The organism is Marinobacter aromaticivorans (assembly GCF_002806975.1).
Taxonomy (GTDB): Bacteria; Pseudomonadota; Gammaproteobacteria; order Pseudomonadales; family Oleiphilaceae; genus Marinobacter; species Marinobacter aromaticivorans.
Window position 1 is genome coordinate 491,393 of the sequence record NZ_NIHD01000003.1, and the last position, 17,647, is coordinate 509,039.

Annotated in this window: 16 protein-coding genes and 1 pseudogene; 13 read left to right on the top strand and 4 right to left on the bottom strand. The window is 49.4% G+C overall.

What is annotated here, in order from left to right; translation table 11 throughout:
• The first annotated feature begins 28 nt into the window (after positions 1–28).
• Genes CDH48_RS07415 through CDH48_RS07440 form a run of 6 tightly spaced genes read left to right on the top strand, consistent with a single transcriptional unit; the run spans position 29 to position 6,670 of the window.
• A complete protein-coding gene (locus CDH48_RS07415) occupies positions 29–667 on the top strand; it encodes an XrtA/PEP-CTERM system exopolysaccharide export protein (RefSeq protein WP_100688124.1) in 639 nt (212 codons plus the stop codon).
• Positions 667–2,256, top strand: coding sequence for an XrtA system polysaccharide chain length determinant (locus tag CDH48_RS07420; RefSeq protein WP_100688067.1), 1,590 nt, complete (start codon positions 667–669; stop codon positions 2,254–2,256). The genes CDH48_RS07415 and CDH48_RS07420 overlap by 1 nt, the downstream gene beginning before the upstream one ends.
• Positions 2,256–3,128 carry a P-loop NTPase family protein gene (locus CDH48_RS07425; RefSeq protein WP_100688068.1) on the top strand — a complete coding sequence of 291 codons (873 nt, stop codon included), beginning with the start codon at positions 2,256–2,258 and terminating at the stop codon, positions 3,126–3,128. The genes CDH48_RS07420 and CDH48_RS07425 overlap by 1 nt, the downstream gene beginning before the upstream one ends.
• 4 nt (positions 3,129–3,132) lie before the next feature.
• Complete coding sequence (locus CDH48_RS07430; RefSeq protein WP_100688069.1) at positions 3,133–4,497, top strand: hypothetical protein; 1,365 nt, start codon at positions 3,133–3,135, stop codon at positions 4,495–4,497.
• Complete coding sequence (locus CDH48_RS07435) at positions 4,497–5,600, top strand: GNAT family N-acetyltransferase (protein WP_100688070.1); 1,104 nt, start codon at positions 4,497–4,499, stop codon at positions 5,598–5,600. The genes CDH48_RS07430 and CDH48_RS07435 overlap by 1 nt, the downstream gene beginning before the upstream one ends.
• 5 nt (positions 5,601–5,605) lie before the next feature.
• On the top strand, positions 5,606–6,670 hold the full coding sequence (locus CDH48_RS07440) for a FemAB family XrtA/PEP-CTERM system-associated protein (RefSeq protein WP_100688071.1): 1,065 nt from the start codon (positions 5,606–5,608) through the stop codon (positions 6,668–6,670).
• An 11-nt stretch (positions 6,671–6,681) separates the two neighbouring features.
• On the opposite strand, the gene CDH48_RS07445 is transcribed toward CDH48_RS07440, so the two are convergent.
• On the bottom strand, positions 6,682–7,500 hold the full coding sequence (locus CDH48_RS07445; protein ID WP_157807804.1) for a polysaccharide deacetylase family protein: 819 nt from the start codon (positions 7,498–7,500) through the stop codon (positions 6,682–6,684).
• A 200-nt stretch (positions 7,501–7,700) separates the two neighbouring features.
• Entirely contained in the window at positions 7,701–8,879 is a 1,179-nt protein-coding gene (locus CDH48_RS07450; protein ID WP_100688073.1) for a carboxylate--amine ligase, read from the bottom strand.
• A 129-nt stretch (positions 8,880–9,008) separates the two neighbouring features.
• On the opposite strand from CDH48_RS07450, the gene CDH48_RS07455 reads away from it, so the two are divergent.
• From CDH48_RS07455 to asnB, 7 genes are all read left to right on the top strand, one after another.
• Entirely contained in the window at positions 9,009–10,118 is a 1,110-nt protein-coding gene (locus CDH48_RS07455; protein WP_100688074.1) for a glycosyltransferase family 4 protein, read from the top strand.
• Positions 10,118–10,669, top strand: coding sequence for an arsenate-mycothiol transferase ArsC (locus CDH48_RS07460; protein ID WP_100688075.1), 552 nt, complete (start codon positions 10,118–10,120; stop codon positions 10,667–10,669). Before CDH48_RS07455 ends, CDH48_RS07460 begins: the two co-directional genes overlap by 1 nt.
• A complete protein-coding gene (locus CDH48_RS07465; protein ID WP_100688076.1) occupies positions 10,669–11,952 on the top strand; it encodes an O-antigen ligase family protein in 1,284 nt (427 codons plus the stop codon). The genes CDH48_RS07460 and CDH48_RS07465 overlap by 1 nt, the downstream gene beginning before the upstream one ends.
• 121 nt (positions 11,953–12,073) lie before the next feature.
• Complete coding sequence (locus CDH48_RS19705) at positions 12,074–12,304, top strand: helix-turn-helix domain-containing protein (protein WP_406564990.1); 231 nt, start codon at positions 12,074–12,076, stop codon at positions 12,302–12,304.
• Between the two features lie 145 nt (positions 12,305–12,449).
• On the top strand, positions 12,450–12,824 hold the full coding sequence (locus CDH48_RS19710; protein WP_406564991.1) for an IS30 family transposase: 375 nt from the start codon (positions 12,450–12,452) through the stop codon (positions 12,822–12,824).
• 62 nt (positions 12,825–12,886) lie between these two features.
• Complete coding sequence (locus CDH48_RS07475) at positions 12,887–13,795, top strand: glycosyltransferase (RefSeq protein ID WP_157807805.1); 909 nt, start codon at positions 12,887–12,889, stop codon at positions 13,793–13,795.
• A 114-nt stretch (positions 13,796–13,909) separates the two neighbouring features.
• Positions 13,910–15,868 carry an asparagine synthase (glutamine-hydrolyzing) gene (asnB, locus tag CDH48_RS07480; RefSeq protein WP_100688078.1) on the top strand — a complete coding sequence of 653 codons (1,959 nt, stop codon included), beginning with the start codon at positions 13,910–13,912 and terminating at the stop codon, positions 15,866–15,868.
• Between the two features lie 89 nt (positions 15,869–15,957).
• Here asnB and CDH48_RS07485 read toward each other — a convergent pair.
• Together CDH48_RS07485 and CDH48_RS07490 are read right to left on the bottom strand one after the other, a co-directional pair.
• Positions 15,958–16,380, bottom strand: a pseudogene (locus CDH48_RS07485) (glycosyltransferase family 4 protein); the annotation flags it as partial.
• 64 nt (positions 16,381–16,444) lie between these two features.
• A complete protein-coding gene (locus CDH48_RS07490) occupies positions 16,445–17,320 on the bottom strand; it encodes a hypothetical protein (RefSeq protein ID WP_100688080.1) in 876 nt (291 codons plus the stop codon).
• Positions 17,321–17,647: the final 327 nt, after the last annotated feature.

Below are 17,647 nucleotides of genomic sequence, written 5' to 3' on the forward strand. Positions count from 1 at the left end.
GAAGAAAACAATGGGTTTGGGGGTGTTTATGACTAGTTTCACATTGATGCGGGTGGGCTTGATTGCGGTTTTGGGGCTGTTCATCACGGCTTGCTCCGGCCTGCAGTCTTCTGCGGAAATGCCGCCTGCGTCTGAGCTGGAAACCGACCCTTATGAAATCGGAGTAGGGGATACGGTTGCTATACACGTATGGCGCAATCCCGAGTTGAGCCAGTCTATTGTGGTTCGGCCGGATGGCTATATTTCCATGCCCCTGATGGGTGACGTAAAAGCGGAAGGCAAAAAACCGGAACAGCTGGCGATTGAAATCGATGACGCCCTGAGCGAGTTTATCCGTACCCCGGAAGTGACCGTGATGGTTACCAACCCGCTCAGCAAAGAGTTCCGTAATCGTATCCGGGTTACCGGACAGGTCGCCTCGCCCCAATCTGTCGCCTTTCAGCCCGGCATGACTGTTCTGGACGTTGTGCTGATGGCCGGAGGCATTACCGATTTTGCTGCCGACCGCCGTGCAGTGTTGCACCGCCAGATAGAAGGCGAATACCAGAGCTTCAGCCTGAATCTTGAAGCTATTCTGACCGACGGCGACATGAGCACCAACTACAGGCTACAGCCGGGAGACGTGATTAGCGTTCCTCGTAAACAACTGTTCCGGGGCGAGCTCTGATGGATATCCAGTTCATAATTGATACCCTCCGTGCGGTGAAGCTCGAGCTTTATCGGCACAGGTTGGCAGCTGTGATTATTTTTATGGTCGCAACGGTCGGGGTGTTAACGGTGGGCTATGTAATACCGAAAAGCTATACCTCCACGGCTGTTCTTTACGCAGACCAACCCACCATTCTGAAGCCATTGCTCCAGGGCAAGGCTGAGATGACCCAGATCGATCGTGTAAACGAAGCGCGGGAGATGCTGCAAAGCCGGTCTTTTCTGGAACAGGTCGCCATGGATACCGGGCTCATCAGAGGCGACGAAATCGATATCGTTCGTAACGGGAAGATCGATAGCCTGCGCAACCAGGTTGGGATAAAAGTATCAAACAAGAACTTTATCGAGCTTTCCTACACCAGTGGAAACCCGGACGAGTCCTTTAAGGTTCTCAGCGCAGTGCTTAACCGCTTTATTGAGCGCACCCTGCTTAAAAAGCGCACCGAGAGCCAGGGTGCGTTTGAGTTCATCGGGTCCCAGGTTGAAACCTACCAGCGACAGCTTGAAGCGGCTGAACAGCGTTTAAAGGAATTCAAATTAAACAATCAGGACGGTACCGAGGGTAGCGTGCTCGCCAGAATTGAAAACCTGCGGCGCGAAATCGAAAACCTCAAACTGGAAATTCAGCAAACCGAATCTGAAGTTCAGCTTACCCGCCAGCAGCTCGCTGAGGAACAGCCCGTAAGGCGCATAACAGTGGACCCGGGCAAAACCTCCGCCGAACGGCGACTCGTCTCTATGCGGCAGGAACTCGATTCATTGCTACTGCGTTATCACGAACGCCATCCCGACGTGGTGAGTGTCAAGGCGCAGATTGCAGACCTCGAGAAGCGCGTAAACACAGAAACCGATGACGATAGGGATGGCGGCATCACCGAGGTTATGGAAAACCCGGTTTACGAAAATCTTAAAATTCAACTGTCGGACAGCACCACACGCCTGGCCGTCCAAAAGAACCGGCTGGAATCGCTGGAACGGCTTCTCGAGGAGGCGTTTGAACGCTCCCAGCGGGTTGCAGAGAATCAGGCACAGCTTTCGGAGTTGACCCGGGACTACAACGTTACCCGGGGCGTATACGAAGACATGCTTCAGAGCCGGGAAAAAGCCCGGCTCTCAATGACCCTGGACGTACAGGGCGAGGGCGTAAGCTACAAAATACAGGAACCAGCTTCTTACCCCACGCAGTGGGATGGCCTGCAGCTTTATCAGTTCGGCCTTGCCGGGCCCTTCCTGGGCAGCGCCATGGTGCTGGGCTTGCTGGTTATGCTGGTTATGTTTGACCAGCGCGTGCGATCGCCCCGCGCGCTGCAACTGGCCCTGCCGGAAACCATTCCGGTGCTGACTTCGATACCCCATTATCGCAGCACCTGGAAAGACCGGATACTACGTAAGGATATACTCGCAATTCTGTGTGTGCTCGCCATTTTCATGACGGCTTATCTAGCGTTTCTTGTGTTCGGCATTATGGGTGTTACCACCGAACAACTGGTCAGTGAAGTGGACAAATTAACCGAGTTTGTGCTTGGGCTTTGGGGAGAGAGCGAGTAATGGACGACAACAAACTCTACAATGCGCTTCTGAAAAGCCAGGACGAACGCCGTCGGCTGGGGCACGACCGGGGAGAAGCAAAGCGCGAAGAAAACTTTCGCAAAGAGCGCCCTTATGCAGCCTCCGACCGGGACAAGTCTAACTGGAACCGGGTAGAAACGAGCAATCACGAGCCTCCCACGCTTTATGATTCGTCTGTGTCATTGGCACTGATTGCCAACCCGAAGCCATGGAGCCGTGAGCAGCTAAGGGAGCGGAAGATAATCTTTTCCGGCATGCCGGATAAAGAAGTGATGGATGCCTATCGCGAGCTTCGTATCCAGCTCCGTAATCGTGCCGGGGAAGGTAACTTCGCGGTGATGTACAGCAGCCTCGGTAATACCTCAGGTGGGCTTTTGACGGCGTTTAACCTTGCCGCGGCTTTCGCTTTGGATTCGCACACCTCGGCACTGCTTGTGGATTGCGACCCGCACAGCGACGAATTGGCGGGCCTGGTATCGTCCCCAATGAGGGCCGGCGTTACAGATTTTGTGAGTGACCGTTCGATGGCCATCGAATCCATCCTCTATCCAAGCGGTGTCGCGCGTCTCTCGGTAATACCGGCCGGTACCCAGGCCTCCTCGGCGGTTGAACTGTTTTCTTCCGTGCGTATGCGCCAGCTGATGGAAGAGCTCAAAACTCGTTATCCGGATCGTTGCATAGTATTGAACGCCCCGCCGTTCCGGGAAAATACAGAAGCACGGATCCTTGAGCGCTTTGCAGATCAGATCGTCTTCGGGGTTCCTTTCGGACAAGTTACCGGGGAAGTTATTGCAGATTCCGTGGATGCATTCGGGTCTGATAAATTTTCCGGCCTGATTTTCCAGGAGTAGTCTCATGAGACCCAGAGCATGGAACGCAAGTAAACGCAGTCTCGGAGGTCTTTATGTGGGTGCCTTCTGTTTAGCCTGGTCCTATGGAGCAACAGCGCAGGGCCTGAGTGATAATGTCAGCAGGCTTGCGGGCTCGGCCTCGGTATTTACAGGGGTTACCCACACGCGAACGGATCGGGCAGAGTCCACGGAGACCAACACAGAGCCAGGTGTTGGTGTATCCGGCCAAATCGGTGGCACGCTTGAAAGCGGCGCCAATGCGCTTGCGTTGAGATACGGCGGAACTCTGGAAACCGATCGGGAGACAATCGACGGTGGTGACGGGAACAACACGTCTGTCACCGGCGCCTCCCGCTATACCTACTTTGATCCCGGCAGCCGTGTTGATTTCAACCTCGGCCACACCATCAGCTCGGTGCGCAACAACACAGGTTTTGAACTAAACCCTTCCAGTTACGACACAGAAAACACCCTGAGCGCGGGCGCGGGGCTGCGGTTCTATCCGGGGAAGTTAACAACCTTGCGGTTTACCGGCCAGGCCGGCCGCAGTTATGGTGATGACTACATTGGCGATCAGAAATCCTATACTCTCGGCAGTGAGCTTACACGAAGGTTAAGCGACCGCTCCACCGGAGGCCTTAATCTTAGCCGAAGCTGGTCTGACGAGCGTGGTACGGATATCACCATCGATACCGCGCAGCTGGTCTACAGCCTGCAAATGGAAAGCGGTTACTTTCGCATTGGGGCCGGGGGCAGCCAGGCGGAATCGGAATACAGCGACGGAACCATCAGTGAAAATGAAGCAGTAACCGGTTTTGCGGAGCGCGCCTGGGTAGCATCCAATTGGCGCACAGCGGTGAAATACGATCGCAGCTTGTCAGACAGTGCCACAGAACTCTCCCTTAACCAGTCACCTGTTTTTCCCTTGCTACCGGAGGCCGGGACCATTCGATTGCGGGGCCTGGTTATTGAAGATTCACTGTCGATATCCCACAACAACCGGCTCGTTTGCGATGCCTGTAATCTTGGGGTATACGCAAAAGGCGCCCTGCTCGAATCGCAGAATTCCGGAGATAAAACCCACGAATACCGTGCAGGCGTAAATCTTGGTTTTCAATTAACGTCACTCCAGCGGCTCAGCTTCGGGTATAGCTGGGAAGCCGATGCAAATGAAGATGCCGACGTTATTGTTGATCAGATTCATCGCTTTAACACAAGCTGGACTCGGCAGATTGCCGAAAATACAACCTTTGGTGTGGAGTTCTACCAGTCCTACCTCCGTTCTAAATTAGCCAGAGACGACCAGGATCAGTTTGAACTGCGGCTGGTGCTTAGCCGCGGTTTTTCGATGACAGGGGCACGCAAGTAGTGGCTTTAGACGTTTGCCATGAAGACGCAAGCGCCAAATCAGATTTGCTCGCCAACGACTGGAAAACATTGGAGGCTCTTGCGCAGCCCAGTGTTTTTCTGTCCTGGCAATGGATAGGGGTCTGGCTATCCGTTTACCGGCCTGAATGCAGTGTTATCAGGGTAAGAGATCGTGGAAAACTGGTTGGCCTGGGGCTGGTAACGGAATCATCTGAACGCAGGCACAGAGTGCTGGTTTCGCGATGCCTGCGCCTGCATCAAACCGGTTGCCCGGCAGAGGATCAGATCTGTATTGAATACAATGGCTTCCTCGCTGAAAAAGACCGGGAAGCGGAGGTGGGGAAGTCCGCTATAGAGTACCTGAAACAATCAGGAACGGGCTGGGATGAAATCGTGATTGGTGCGGTTGAAGCCGATTACGCGCAAGAGCTGGCGCAAGCCTCGGGGCTTGTTTCCCACATCCGTTGGGAATCGCCAAGTTATGGGGTTGATCTGCGTTCTCTTCGATCCGGTGATCAGGCTTATCTGGATACACTCTCAAGAAATACTCGTCATCAGATTCGTCGCACACGCCGGCTTTACGAGGAGTCGGGTGCCGTAGTTCTGCAGCGACCGGGAACAGTTGCAGAAGCCGAGTTCATTTTTCATTCCATCACCCCGCTGCATTTTGCGCGTTGGGGAGGTGGCCAGGGTGAGAGCAGTTTTACCAACCCCGAGTTCATACGCTTCCACCAACATTATATCCGCACCCACTGGGAGCAGGGAGGAGCCGACCTGATTGTGCTGAAAGCAGGGGATGAAACGCTGGCAATTTTCTACAACCTGATTTATCGCAATCGTGTTTACTTCTATCTTGCCGGCATCAGGAAAGAACAAGATAACCGGTTAAAACCAGGGTTACTCGGCCATAGCCTCTGCATCGATGATTATCTCGAAAAGGGCTTCGATTTCTATGATTTTATGGGCGGCCAGGATCGCTACAAAGCCCAGCTAGCGGAACCGCACCAGCACCTGGTTAAAATTGGCTTGCAAAGAGACCGCTGGAAATTGCGAGCAGAACGTGGGGCGCGAGCCATAAAACACCGCTTGAACAAGGACCGTTGAAATCCATGGCTAAAACATTGCTGCTTGATTCTTCGAAGCGAGCCGAGTGGAATCGATTTGTTTCCGAAGCGGCTGATGCGTCGCCGTACCACCGGTTTGAGTGGATGGAAGCCATTGAAACTGCATACGGCCACAAGGCCTACCCGCTGGCGGTAGAAGAGGAGGGAGCGATACTTGCTGTTTTGCCGCTGATACTCATGGAACACCCTCTTAATAACCCCCTGAAACAAAAATATTCTCTTGTAAGCCTGCCTTTCTGCGATCTGGGTGGAATGCTTGGAGCCGAACAACATCAGCAATTGCTGCGCAGCGCTGCAGCGGATCTGGCAAAAAAGATGAATGCTCAATTGCTGGAGGTCAGGCATCGCCAGCAAGAAGGGCTAGGCTATGATTTTGACCGCCTGAGCGAAGAGTTAGGCGGCCAGAAAGTCAGCATGCTCCTTGAGCTGGAACCAGGCAGTGAAAAGCAATTAGCGGCCTTTAAACCAAAACTGAGAAGTCAGATCAAAAAAGCGATCAAAAACGGATGTATAACGGTAGCGGGTAACACGCCGGAACTGGTCGAAGACTTCTACTACGTATTCAGCCGGAATATGCATGCGCTGGGTTCCCCGGTTCACAGCAAGGCGCTCTTTCACGCTATCTGCGAAGCTTACGGTGACAAGGCCGTAGTTGCGGTTGTCTATTTTGAAGATAAAGTGGCCGCAGGCGGTATTGTTCTCAGCAACGGCCACCAGGCTGCTATTCCCTGGGCCTCGTCACTGGCCGAATATAACCGGCTGGCGCCCAATATGCTGCTGTATTGGGAGCTTCTTTCACACTGCGCAGATGCAGGCATCCGTTTTTTTGATTTTGGCCGGTCTTCCTTTGGGGAGGGTACGTTTCGGTTCAAGAAGCAGTGGGGCGCCCAGCCTTATTTACTCACATGGGAAAACTGGCTCGGCCAGAGCGAAAGCCTGACCGGGCCACCGGGCAGATTAAGGTCAATTATTGAGAACGCCTGGCGCAGGCTTCCGCTGGGTTTGGCCAATGCTCTGGGCCCTCTCGTTCGAAAGCATATTCGTTTATAAGAGGCTTTACGCTATCTGCGGGACATTCTCTCTTTGGCATACTCCAGCCAACTACAGTATTGTCTGAAGTGAGTAATATCGTTGGGAAAGTTGAACCGTTTTAGCGAAAACCGGTTGTTGTCCGCCCTCGTAAGGTGAACATAGCCAGGATCAGCTGAAAACGCCCCGATTAACCCTGCCTGTTTGACGATTTTCTGTTCTCTGACGCCAAAATCAATGCCCTCACGGCCGCTCGGATAGCAAAAGATCGGGACGGGATTGGCGATGTTGGCTTGCAGCGCTTTCCAACTGCCTACTATTTCCTGCTTTGCCTCTTCATCACTCACCTGCGCCAAAATTGGATGGCGTTGCGTATGTGGTCCGAATTCAACATAGTGTGATTCAAGACTGCGTGCCTGCTCCCACGTAATTGGCTGATACTCGTCAGGGGCCTCGGCAGGAAGATGCACTGCAAGACGCTCAGCGATATCTTTTACGGACGACTCAGCGGCTTGGTTCGGTAGGCGTTTATTGAGGTTCCGCAGGGCTCTTACCAGATCCCGTTTATCCTTGGAGGTAGCGAAAGTTTGGGGCGCGACGCCTTTGCCGAGGTCGAGCTCCAGGCTCTGGCGGGGTGTGTGTTTGAAAATATATTCGAGTTTGTAGTCCCAGGACCAGTACCGTTGGTCCTGCATGTCGGTGGCCAAAAACAGCGTAACGGGCGCCTGATAACTTTCGAAAACGGGCAAAGCGGTTTTAGCCTGGTCATAAAACCCATCATCAAGGGTAAAAGCCACAGTTCTGGGAGGCAGAGCTTCACCGCTAATCAGGGCTTCTACAACCTGGCGCACAGAGACCACGGTATAGTTATTACGTTTGAGGTAGGTGAGGGCGGCTTCAAGCTGAGCCTGTGAGTGGCCCTGAATCCCCCGGGAGGCATCCGCAAACCGGTGTAACAGAAAAACCGGCACCAGGTTTTGCCTGAGAGGCTGCATCAGTTTGCACACCGACTGGCTTGTTAAAAGGTTTATCACAGCTTTGGATAACATCATTATTTGACCAGCGCCTTCAGATATTGCCTGAATTCAAGCCAGGCCGGCATCAGGTCGTGCAAACGATTAATTTCGTGCTTTTGATGGCGGAGCCTTATGGAAAGAAAGCTCACCAGCCTCATAAATTTTTTCATCCACGGCTGCCGCCCCTTCAGATACAGATAAAGGCTGTCAACATCGCCCAATAGCCAGCGCAATCGCTGATCAATACGGTAGTCCTCCATGCTGTTCAAAGGCTGCCCAAGCTGCGCTCGTGCCAACATCAGCGGGAAATCCACACCTGAATCCACCGCCAGCTGTAAAGACCCCCAGAAGCGGGTGTTTACCTCCATAAGATAGGCTTTACCCTCCGGAGTAACCCGGAACTCGACCATTGCAACCCCGTGCCAGTTCACAGCATCCAATAGCTTTTTTGCACTTGCCTTTAGTTCCTCGTTAACCGGAACACTTCGGCTCAGAACACTGACGCCACCTTCAGGAGGCTTTTCCCGAAGGCGTTCGTGGGCGAAGAATTGCAGCGGCTCCCCTTTGTTGTACAAACAAAAGATGCCACCGCCGTGCCCCGGAATAAAATCCTGAAGCATAAAAGGATATGTCTTGAGATATGGCGCGCGATCCAAAGCCTGCTTTAACCCGGCTTCATCCTGAATGACTTTTACGTGGGTATATATCCAGTCATGCCCGGTAAAAATACGCGACAATGCAGGTTTAAGTACACAAGGGTAGCTGACGGATACCCCCTCCAGTTCAGCCGCATTGTTAAACACCAAGCTTTCAGGTGCCGGAATATCCAGGCTCCTGGCAAGCTCCACCAGGGAGATTTTATCAGACAGCGCCATTACCGTTTCATAGGGCGCAAAAGGAAGTTCGATTCCCGGCAGCTCATCCTTGCAAAACAGCAGCAACTGGCTGGTGACTTCAGTGGTTGGAATTACCAGATCGAAGTGTTGACGGCCGGTGAGGTCTTTTATCCAGGCAATAAAGTCCCGTGGGTGATGGCAGGGGTCAGGGTGCTGCAGATAAGCCTTACTATAGCGGGAAGCGCCGGCCAGCGCTTGGGTAGTGGCGTCCGCGGTGGTAATCAGGAATTGACCGGACTTGCCCAAAGAACGGGTAACCGCAAGAGCACTGCGCTGGTTGGCGTCCAGAACCAGCACACCGGGCGGATTAGAATCCATTCACTACCTCATAAAATACAAGTTAAAGAGTCTAACAAATCCGTGTAGAAACAGCAGTGGCTCAGCATATTGTCGTAGGTTAACATACAACAAATACAGAAATCGGATCAATGGAATGGCAAACGTGGAATGACTCCCACCATACTGCATGTAATCGACACCACAGGGCCTGGAGGTGCGGAAACGGTCTTTCTGGCACTCGCAGAAGGCTGCATCAAACAGGGCTATCGCAGCGTGGCCTTGATTCGTGGGCCGGGCTGGGTGGAACAACAGCTTAAGACGCGGTCGATTCCCTATTATATCCGTGACTGCAAAGGCTCGCTGAACCTCAGGTTTCTTTTGGAGATGCGTTCCATTATTCGTAAGGAACAAGTGACTCACATTCAGTCCCACCTGCTTGGCTCCAACGTTTACACGTCCATTCTAGGGCTCTTTACCGGGCTTCCCGTAACGGCCACTTTTCATGGCCATGTGGATATCTCCCCCAACGAACGTTTTCGTAACGCGAAATTAGCGCTTATAAAATTGGGGGCCAGGCATGTAGTGTCTGTAACAGAAGATCTGAAAAATACCATTAATCAGACCACCGGTTCCTGGTGCCGGCTTTATCCGACTGTTATTCCAAACGGCATCGATCTGTCCGAACTGGAAAAGCTCCCTATCGGTGCCCCGGCATCGTCCGACAAGCCACTGACTCTGGGATGCCTGGGGAATATAAGGCCTGCAAAAAACTACGCTCTTGCCATTGAATTTGTGCAGTTGTTGAAAAGCAAGGGTACCAACGTCATGCTGCGGATCGCAGGTGACGACACTAAAAGCGGTGCCATTGAGCTTAAAAAAGAGGTCGCCCGGCTGGGGTTGGAAGAAAACGTCGAGTTTCTTGGCTTTATAAACGACGTGCCCGGGTTTTTCGGCTCCATTGATGTATTTCTGATGACCTCCTCATCGGAAGGCCACCCACTGGCACTAACCCAGGCTCTGGCAGCGGCCAAGCCGATTCTCTCCACCCGTAATGGAGTAGAGCGCGTGGTGCCGGAACATTTGCTGTTTCTGGCCCATGAGCATACAGCCGCCTCGCTGTTTGCAGCCTTGGAGGAGCTTCTGCGAAGTTCAGAGACTGCAGCGATCGCAGGAGCTTCAGAGCGCCTTGTTGCAGGCCGGAAGTTCGTAAAGGATAACTATAGCGAGGACGTAATGCGCCAGCGATACATCAATCTGTATGAAATCGGGGCAGCTTGATGTTCCGCGAATACATTATGGACAGGTTTGGTAGCAAAAAGGGATTGTTGCGCTACTTACGGGACGGTTTAGCCTTTCGGCTCGGTAATTTTCGACAATACGCCCAATGGGAAACGCCACCTGAACGACTGGTGTTCGTATGCCAGGGAAACATCTGCCGAAGTGCGCTGGCGGAATGGGTTTTCAAAAGCCACTCGGATATTGAGGCCATATCGCTGGGCTTAAATACGCACACCGGTAAAAAGGCTAATCCCCGGTTACTAAAAATTGCGTTTGAAAGAAAAAATATAGACCTGTCATCCCATAAAACCACCAGTGTTGAAGATTATGTGCCTAAGCCAGGCGACGCTTTTGTGTGTATGGAAGCCAGTCATATCAAGCAGATTGAAAGTCTCGGGTATGGCGGGCCTTTCCTGCTCCTTGGATTGTTCGGCAAAAAGAAAACGTTTCGCATTAACGACCCATATTCCGCCAACGACACGTTCATGGCCAAAACCGTTGATGACATCGTGTACCACACTGTTGAATTGGCAGAAAGCCTAAAGAGGTGATGGTGTTTTCCGTAATCAAACAAGATCTGAAAACCTTCCGGCAGGCACTCAAAGGGCAGGACTCAATTTTCTACTTTGGGCTGGCCTTTATTGTTCTGTATTACTTGCGCCCCCAGGTCATTATTCCCGGGCTAAATATCATACCCTGGATGCAGATTACGATTTTGCTTGGCTTTATCGCGATGGCCGGCAAAAGCAGGCTCAAATTCACGGGTACCCATTTTCTGGTTTTTCTTTTTGCAACACTGGCATGGCTGTCGGCCATGAATTCACTCTATCCCGATATCTCTTCAAGGGACATAACGACCCCTTTTATTTTTGCCCTTGAGGTCTTATTCCTCTCGAATTGTGTGAAAAACGTCAAGCAGTTACAACTGCTGATGGTTGTCTTCTTCCTGTGCATTTTCAAGATGTCCCTTTTTGGCGCCCGCGTCTGGGCGAGCCGTGGTTTTGGTTTTGCGGCTTGGGGCATACAAGGCCCCGCCGGGTTTTTTCAGAATAGTGGTGAGTTCAGTTTGCTGATGGCGATATGTGCGGTGATGTCGATTCCGCTGATTCTTTACATGAAGCCAAAAACGAAGTTGTACTGGTTGCTTCCAATAACTGCGACAATGACTGTTATGGGCGCCAGTTCCAGGGGAGGGCAGTTGGCATTGCTCGTAGGCTTCATATATTTGTTATTGGCGTACAAGAAGATTCGCTTCAAAAATCTGGTTTATGTTGCGGTCTTCGTTTCGATCGTTTGGGCGGTTTTCCCAGAAGAGCAAAAAGCTCGATTTGAAACTGCAGGTTCGGACCAAACTTCCGCTACCCGGCTGCTTTACTGGGAAGCCGGAATCGATATGGCTAAAGAGTATCCATGGCTAGGAGTAGGGTTCAGAACCTTTCCAGAACATTATCACAGGTTATACAAAGTGAGAGATGGCCGCTACCTTTCGAACAGGAAAGAAGTTGCCCATAACTCATTGATTGAGGTGGTTTCCACCCTTGGGGTACCTGCCCTTGTTTTGTATCTCTGGTTCCACGTTGTCGTCTTTTCCAGCAGGTCCTTGTTAAAGAAGTACAAAGAACCTGTCCCTGGGATCGTCTTCCTTGAGAGTTTCCGGGTGTCCTTGAACGGAGCTATACTGACTTATTTTGTAGGTGCAATGTTTATGTCCATCACATTTTATCCCTACATATATTTCCTGTTGGGCTTGGCAATAATTAATGCTCGGCTATCCAAAGAAAAGGAACGCGAAATTGAAATGCACAGAGGAGCCTTTAGTGCCAAAGCCATATGAAATAGTCGTTCCGCTAATCGTGAATTCAGATAATAACTGCAGCACTTTGGCGTAACCAGGTAGAGGTTGGAGGGTCGTTGCCGGTACCCTCACGGACTTTACCGACCAAAGTGAAGCAGTGATGAAGTACCGACAACTGATCCAGACACAACGATATCAGATTTCGGCCCTGCGTGTGGCCGGCAAAAGCCAACGACAGATTGCGGTAATAATCGGTCGCCACAGCAGCACCGTTGGCCGTGAGTTGAGGCGCATCGGCACCTCAGACTATGACCCTGAGGACGCCCAGCACCAATCAAATGTGAGGCGCAGGCAAGCTTTTAAATGGCACAAACGAGTGCAGTGTGGCTGACAGACTGGGTCAGCGAGCAATTAAAGCAATATTGGAGCCCTGAGCAGATTGCCGGCTTCATGAATCGCATGAAGACGCCGGTTCGCGTCAGTCACCTGTGGGTTTATGATCTGATCCATCGTGATCGATTCCATGGCGGCACTCTATGGCGCTATTGTCGACACAGAAACAGCCGCGGACGTCGGCGCAGACCGTGATTCGACTTCTGCAACCTGTTCGAGGCGCGGCTCAAACCCTGACTCTGGACAACGGCGGTGAGTTTTCAGGGCATGAATACATGGCCAAAGCGCTGAACTTGTCCGCCTATTTTTGTGATCCGTATTGTTCGGGTCAGCGAGGCACCAACGAGAATACGAATGGTTTGCTACGCCAGTACTACCCGAAAGGGACGAACTTCACCAAGGTGTCTCAAACACATATCAATCGAGTGGTTGAGCAATTGAATAACCGGCCCAGGAAACGGCTGGGCTACCGAACACCGGCAGAGGTGTTCTGGGGTGAATATTCCAGAGCACTATAAATGAGCGGTGCTGCGGTTATTGGTTGAATTCATGATTTATAGGGCTTTATATGGATGTATCGGTGATAATACCAATTTTTAATGAAGAACAATTTATAGTGCAATGCTATGAGTCGTTGATTTCATGTTTAGATGAATCGAAATTGTCGTACGAAATCGTAATCATAGATAATGGTTCGAGTGACCAAACACCAGCGTTGCTGAAGAGCTTTAAAAATGCGAGCGTATATAATATCCCTAGATCAACGATTTCATATGCAAGAAATGTCGGAGCATCAAAATCTAAAGGTAATGTTCTTGCATTTATCGATGGAGATGTTGTTGTTAATGATGTGTGGGTAGATTCGGTTAGTCGTTTTGTTGAAGATCGCAAGACACCTTTCTTGACCGGGTATGAGGTTATTATTAGAGAAAAACCGTCATGGATAGAAAAGCATTGGTTCGGCAACCTAGCCAGTAATCATATTAACTCGGCCAATCTAATAATATCAAGATCGGCATTTGATATGCTAGGAGGGTTTAATGAAGACCTGAAAACTGGGGAAGATTATGATTTATGCGATAGAGCAAAAAAAAATAATAATATATACTATTGCCCAGTAAAGTCATTTGAAGCAATACATTTAGGCTACCCTTCAACTCTTTCTGGATTTATAAAAAGGGAACTATGGCACGGAGAAGGTGATTTCTCTAGCTTTAAGACTTTTTTAAGCTCTAAAGTAGCGTTGTTATCGGTTTTTTATTTCGCTATTCAAGTGCATGCGATTGCCTTTTTTGTGGTTGGCTGTTATTTATATGGCTTAATTTTTATGTTTTTTTTGTGCTCTTTAAATATTTATATTACGTCGGCAAGGTTTAAAAATAAACCTTTAAAAACTTTAGTTATAAATAATTTTTTAAACTATTGTTATTTTTCTGCTCGTTTTGGGTCTCTGTTTTTGGCTTTAGCCAGAAGAAGTCGTAAGTATTGATGGGCATTAACTAAAATAACTACGAAAATTGTATATTAGGGATTGGGTAGACGCGAGCTATTTTCGTTTGTAGAAATATGTGATGCTATCATCCTGAAAAGTTGGGAGAAAGAAATGTGTGGAATTGCTGGTTGTTCAATTACTCAGCTCACCAGTGACGAAGTTGAAAGCCAAGCCCAGCGCTTTACGAAAGCTCTAAATCATCGTGGCCCTGACGGTAACGGTTTTTGGAGAGATGACGATAACTTGCTCTTAACACATAACCGCTTGGCCATTCTAGATTTGTCTGAGCACGGTCAGCAGCCTATGATTGCTGCAAGTGGACGTTATGTGCTCACGTTCAATGGTGAAATCTATAATTTCTCGGAGCTAAAGTCTGCTTTAGTAGAACTAGGTATTAACTTCAGGGGGCGATCAGACACTGAGGTAATTTTGGCTCTCATTGATGCTCACGGTATTGACCAAACCTTACGTAAAATTGATGGGATGTTTGCGTTTGCTGTGTATGACCGTGAACGCCAAGAGGTAACAATTGCTAGGGATAGGATGGGCGAGAAACCGCTGTTCTATGGGTGGATTAACGGTCGGTTTGTCTTCGCTTCGGAACTGAAGGCACTAAAAACACTTAATTATTCGCTCACGATTAACAGGGGTTGCATAGGCGATTTTCTCACTTATGGTTATATTCCCACTCCACATTCCATCTACCAAGACATCTACAAATTGACGCCTGGCACAAGCCTTACGTTAACCAAAAGGGAAAATTACGGAGTACCGGAATCGTTCAGTCCATACCCGGGCACCGATCACGGTCCAAGGCCATTTTGGGATCTTAAAAAAGTGAAGCGGGTAAGCAATTGTATAGAAACACCAGAGCTGGCAGTAGACGTTTTAGAACAAAAGCTCGAAGATACCATTTCTCGACAGTTGATAGCTGACGTACCGGTTGGGTGCTTCCTTTCGGGCGGCATAGACTCAAGCCTGGTCGCGGCGCTAGCACAGAAGCAGTCTGCACGAGCTATTAAAACATTCACAGTAGGCTTTGATGTGAAACAATTTAACGAAGCACCATTCGCACGAGATATTGCGAATCACCTTGGTACGGACCATCAAGAAACCTACGTTAAAACCACCGATGTGCTTGATCTGATCGATCGTTTACCGCTCGTTTATGATGAGCCGTTTGCAGATCCCTCACAGTTACCCTCGATACTCGTTGCCGGAGTTGCGCGTAAAAATGTGAAAGTTTGTCTTTCCGGCGATGGTGGGGATGAGTTGTTCGCGGGTTATAATCGTTACGCCACCGCGAGCCATATGTCCGCTACGTTTGAGCGTTGGCCTGACCCGGTTAAACACAGTTTGAGTAAATTGCTATTAAGCCTGAATCCGGATAGAGTCGACAGAGCTGTGGAATGCTTGTGTAAGCTACCGGGCCTCGGCAAAGTAAAGCAACCCAACCTCGTGTTGAAGCTCCAGAAGTTAGGAGTTCTGATGAGAACAACGAGGCCCGATGAGGTTTATCTTTTTCTTTTAAAATTTAACGGTCTCTCTCCAGATAAGTCTATACCAACCACAATTCTTGAAAAAAGAGTTCGGGAATTCTTTGATGACGGAGAAGATTTTGCAACTACTGCTATGTTGATTGATCAATTAAACTATTTGGTCGACGACAACTTGGCGAAAGTTGATCGCTCTGCAATGTCAGTTTCGCTCGAAACTCGCTTGCCATTACTTGACCGGCAGATCGTAGAATATTCATGGAGTCTCTCTACGAAATTAAAACTACGACATGGGATAAAGAAGTGGCCTCTTCGACAAATACTGTTTAAGCATGTCCCGGAATCCTTAATTGAGCGACCTAAAATGGGCTTTTCCGTGCCTATTTCTGTCTGGCTGAGGAATGAATTAAAAAGTTGGTCGTTAGATCTTATAGAAAACCCTCTTCTTAAGGAGTTTGTTGATGTCGGCCATTACCGCAGTCTATGGGACAAACATCAACGAGGTGCTTACGATAACGGATTAGTGTTATGGCCTGTTTTAGTTTTATCACAGTGGCTTTCAAATAACTATTGAATAAGGTGAATTTAGATCAGAAATAATTATAATTTTCGAACAAAAGATTAATATATTAAACACAGATTGCCCACGCCGTATTATAGGCTTTATAACAGTGATTTCTGATATGATGAGAATATTTTCTGACATTGGTCAACGATGGAGAACTTATCAATAGATTTTGCAACTCCATTTTTTGAAAATTCTTCTCGAAGTCTTGGATTATTGATAAGAGTAATGATTGCCGCGGCGATCTCGTCAGAAGAGGCTTTTTCTACAACTAAACCGTTAAAACTGTCCTCAACAAGTTCGGGGATTCCCCCGACTTTCGACACAACTAGGGGAATGCCGACACTCATAGCTTCTAAAATTGTAAATCCAAACGCCTCTTCCCAAACTGATGGCACGATCATTATATCACTAGCTACGAGAAGGTCAGGCACATCATTGCGTGTGCCAAGAAAGGTTACAGATTTTTCGATGCCGAGCCTTCGTACCGTACTTTCTAGTTCTTTGCGATGGGTACTACCCGTGACTGTCCAGCAATAGCGGTACGACTTGGGTTCAAGGTCTTATGTCTCAATCAAATTGATTCTATCTTACGTAAAGTCCCAAAGGCGGGTTTGGAACATTTGAACTCAAAAATAAAGGTGAAGTAGAGAGCTCAAAATCATCAATCATGAATTCAGTATCTACTGGATAAACAGCGTTGGCATAGCCCATCAAGTAACCTGCGGCGAAGCCTTTTTTCGTGGAACTAAGGTTGATAGGTTGGTTCCTAATATCATGAGTTTTGGTATAATCTGTGTCTCCTTCCCACTTCCGCCAAACCTCCATTAATCCATCACTTGCTCCAGGCACGCTTTCGCTATCCAAATGAACTACCAAATGCATCCATCTGCCGCGGTCGCCAGGGATAGCGATAAACGGAACCTTGCCGATATCATGACTGCCGTTAATTTTAGCAAAGAAATAGGACCCCCCATGTCCATCGCCTCTGAACGACATTCCTACAGTTGAGCCATCGCCTTGCTGAGAGTACTTGTCCATCCAAAGCCTGAAGAGCTTTTGATTGTCACCGGCTTTTCCGCGTTTGGGGTGGGTAAAATTGGTCGGAACCCGCAGCCAAAAGCTCATCCAGATCTCAGGTTGAGGTTTATCCAAGTAGAATTTTTGTTCTGTCCAGTGCTGACCAGCGGGGTAGAAAAGCCGTAGTGCGTGTTCGCCGCTTTTCGCTTCCCATTGACTGCCTTCTGGAGCTGGCGCATTAATTACTGATGTTCTGAATAATTCAGTTGTTGATGTAACGATCGATGTCATGGCAGAGTTCGTCGACCACCTGAATCCATGTGCGCTTGGTGCGGAAAAGTCTCCAGATTCAAAGGAGTCATACACAATTGATTCGCCGCTGGTGAAAGTGGCAAATGCAAAGAGCCACGCCGCGGTAAAGGTAAGCGCAAATTTATTCATAGAGTTCTCCGGTATGGTTTGATCATCCGTCGAAGCTTAACTTGAACCTTAACAATTGTATCCAGAATATAAGTGTTTTTCGGTTACTAACCGTTAATAAGGAACTGAACTTTGTGATGATCGAGCACCGGCGACGGCTAGGTTCGATTTGCAGACTCTTGGCGATTTCCGAGACAGTAGGCAACTCAAAGCTAAGGAGGCAGGTCACCGGTGTTTTTCAAGATAGTTGGCACTGTTTCTGTGTTTAAGCCGCGTCTTTTTCTACCGTACGCTTCACCGGATTCAGTGTCGTTGGCCCAACGGGCTCGCAATTTCTGACCTGGCGAC

Excerpts from the sequence above, each read along its gene's own strand:
- CDH48_RS07455 (WP_100688074.1), top strand. The coding sequence starts at position 9,009 with ATGACTCCCACCATACTGCATGTAATCGACACCACAGGGCCTGGAGGT.
- CDH48_RS07460 (WP_100688075.1), top strand. The coding sequence starts at position 10,118 with ATGTTCCGCGAATACATTATGGACAGGTTTGGTAGCAAAAAGGGATTG.
- CDH48_RS07420 (WP_100688067.1), top strand. The coding sequence starts at position 667 with ATGGATATCCAGTTCATAATTGATACCCTCCGTGCGGTGAAGCTCGAG.
- CDH48_RS19710 (WP_406564991.1), top strand. The coding sequence starts at position 12,450 with ATGGCGCTATTGTCGACACAGAAACAGCCGCGGACGTCGGCGCAGACC.
- CDH48_RS19705 (WP_406564990.1), top strand. The coding sequence starts at position 12,074 with ATGAAGTACCGACAACTGATCCAGACACAACGATATCAGATTTCGGCC.
- CDH48_RS07450 (WP_100688073.1), bottom strand. The coding sequence starts at position 8,879 with ATGGATTCTAATCCGCCCGGTGTGCTGGTTCTGGACGCCAACCAGCGC.
- CDH48_RS07430 (WP_100688069.1), top strand. The coding sequence starts at position 3,133 with ATGAGACCCAGAGCATGGAACGCAAGTAAACGCAGTCTCGGAGGTCTT.
- CDH48_RS07415 (WP_100688124.1), top strand. The coding sequence starts at position 29 with ATGACTAGTTTCACATTGATGCGGGTGGGCTTGATTGCGGTTTTGGGG.
- CDH48_RS07490 (WP_100688080.1), bottom strand. The coding sequence starts at position 17,320 with ATGAATAAATTTGCGCTTACCTTTACCGCGGCGTGGCTCTTTGCATTT.
- asnB (WP_100688078.1), top strand. The coding sequence starts at position 13,910 with ATGTGTGGAATTGCTGGTTGTTCAATTACTCAGCTCACCAGTGACGAA.
- CDH48_RS07465 (WP_100688076.1), top strand. The coding sequence starts at position 10,669 with ATGGTGTTTTCCGTAATCAAACAAGATCTGAAAACCTTCCGGCAGGCA.
- CDH48_RS07440 (WP_100688071.1), top strand. The coding sequence starts at position 5,606 with ATGGCTAAAACATTGCTGCTTGATTCTTCGAAGCGAGCCGAGTGGAAT.
- CDH48_RS07425 (WP_100688068.1), top strand. The coding sequence starts at position 2,256 with ATGGACGACAACAAACTCTACAATGCGCTTCTGAAAAGCCAGGACGAA.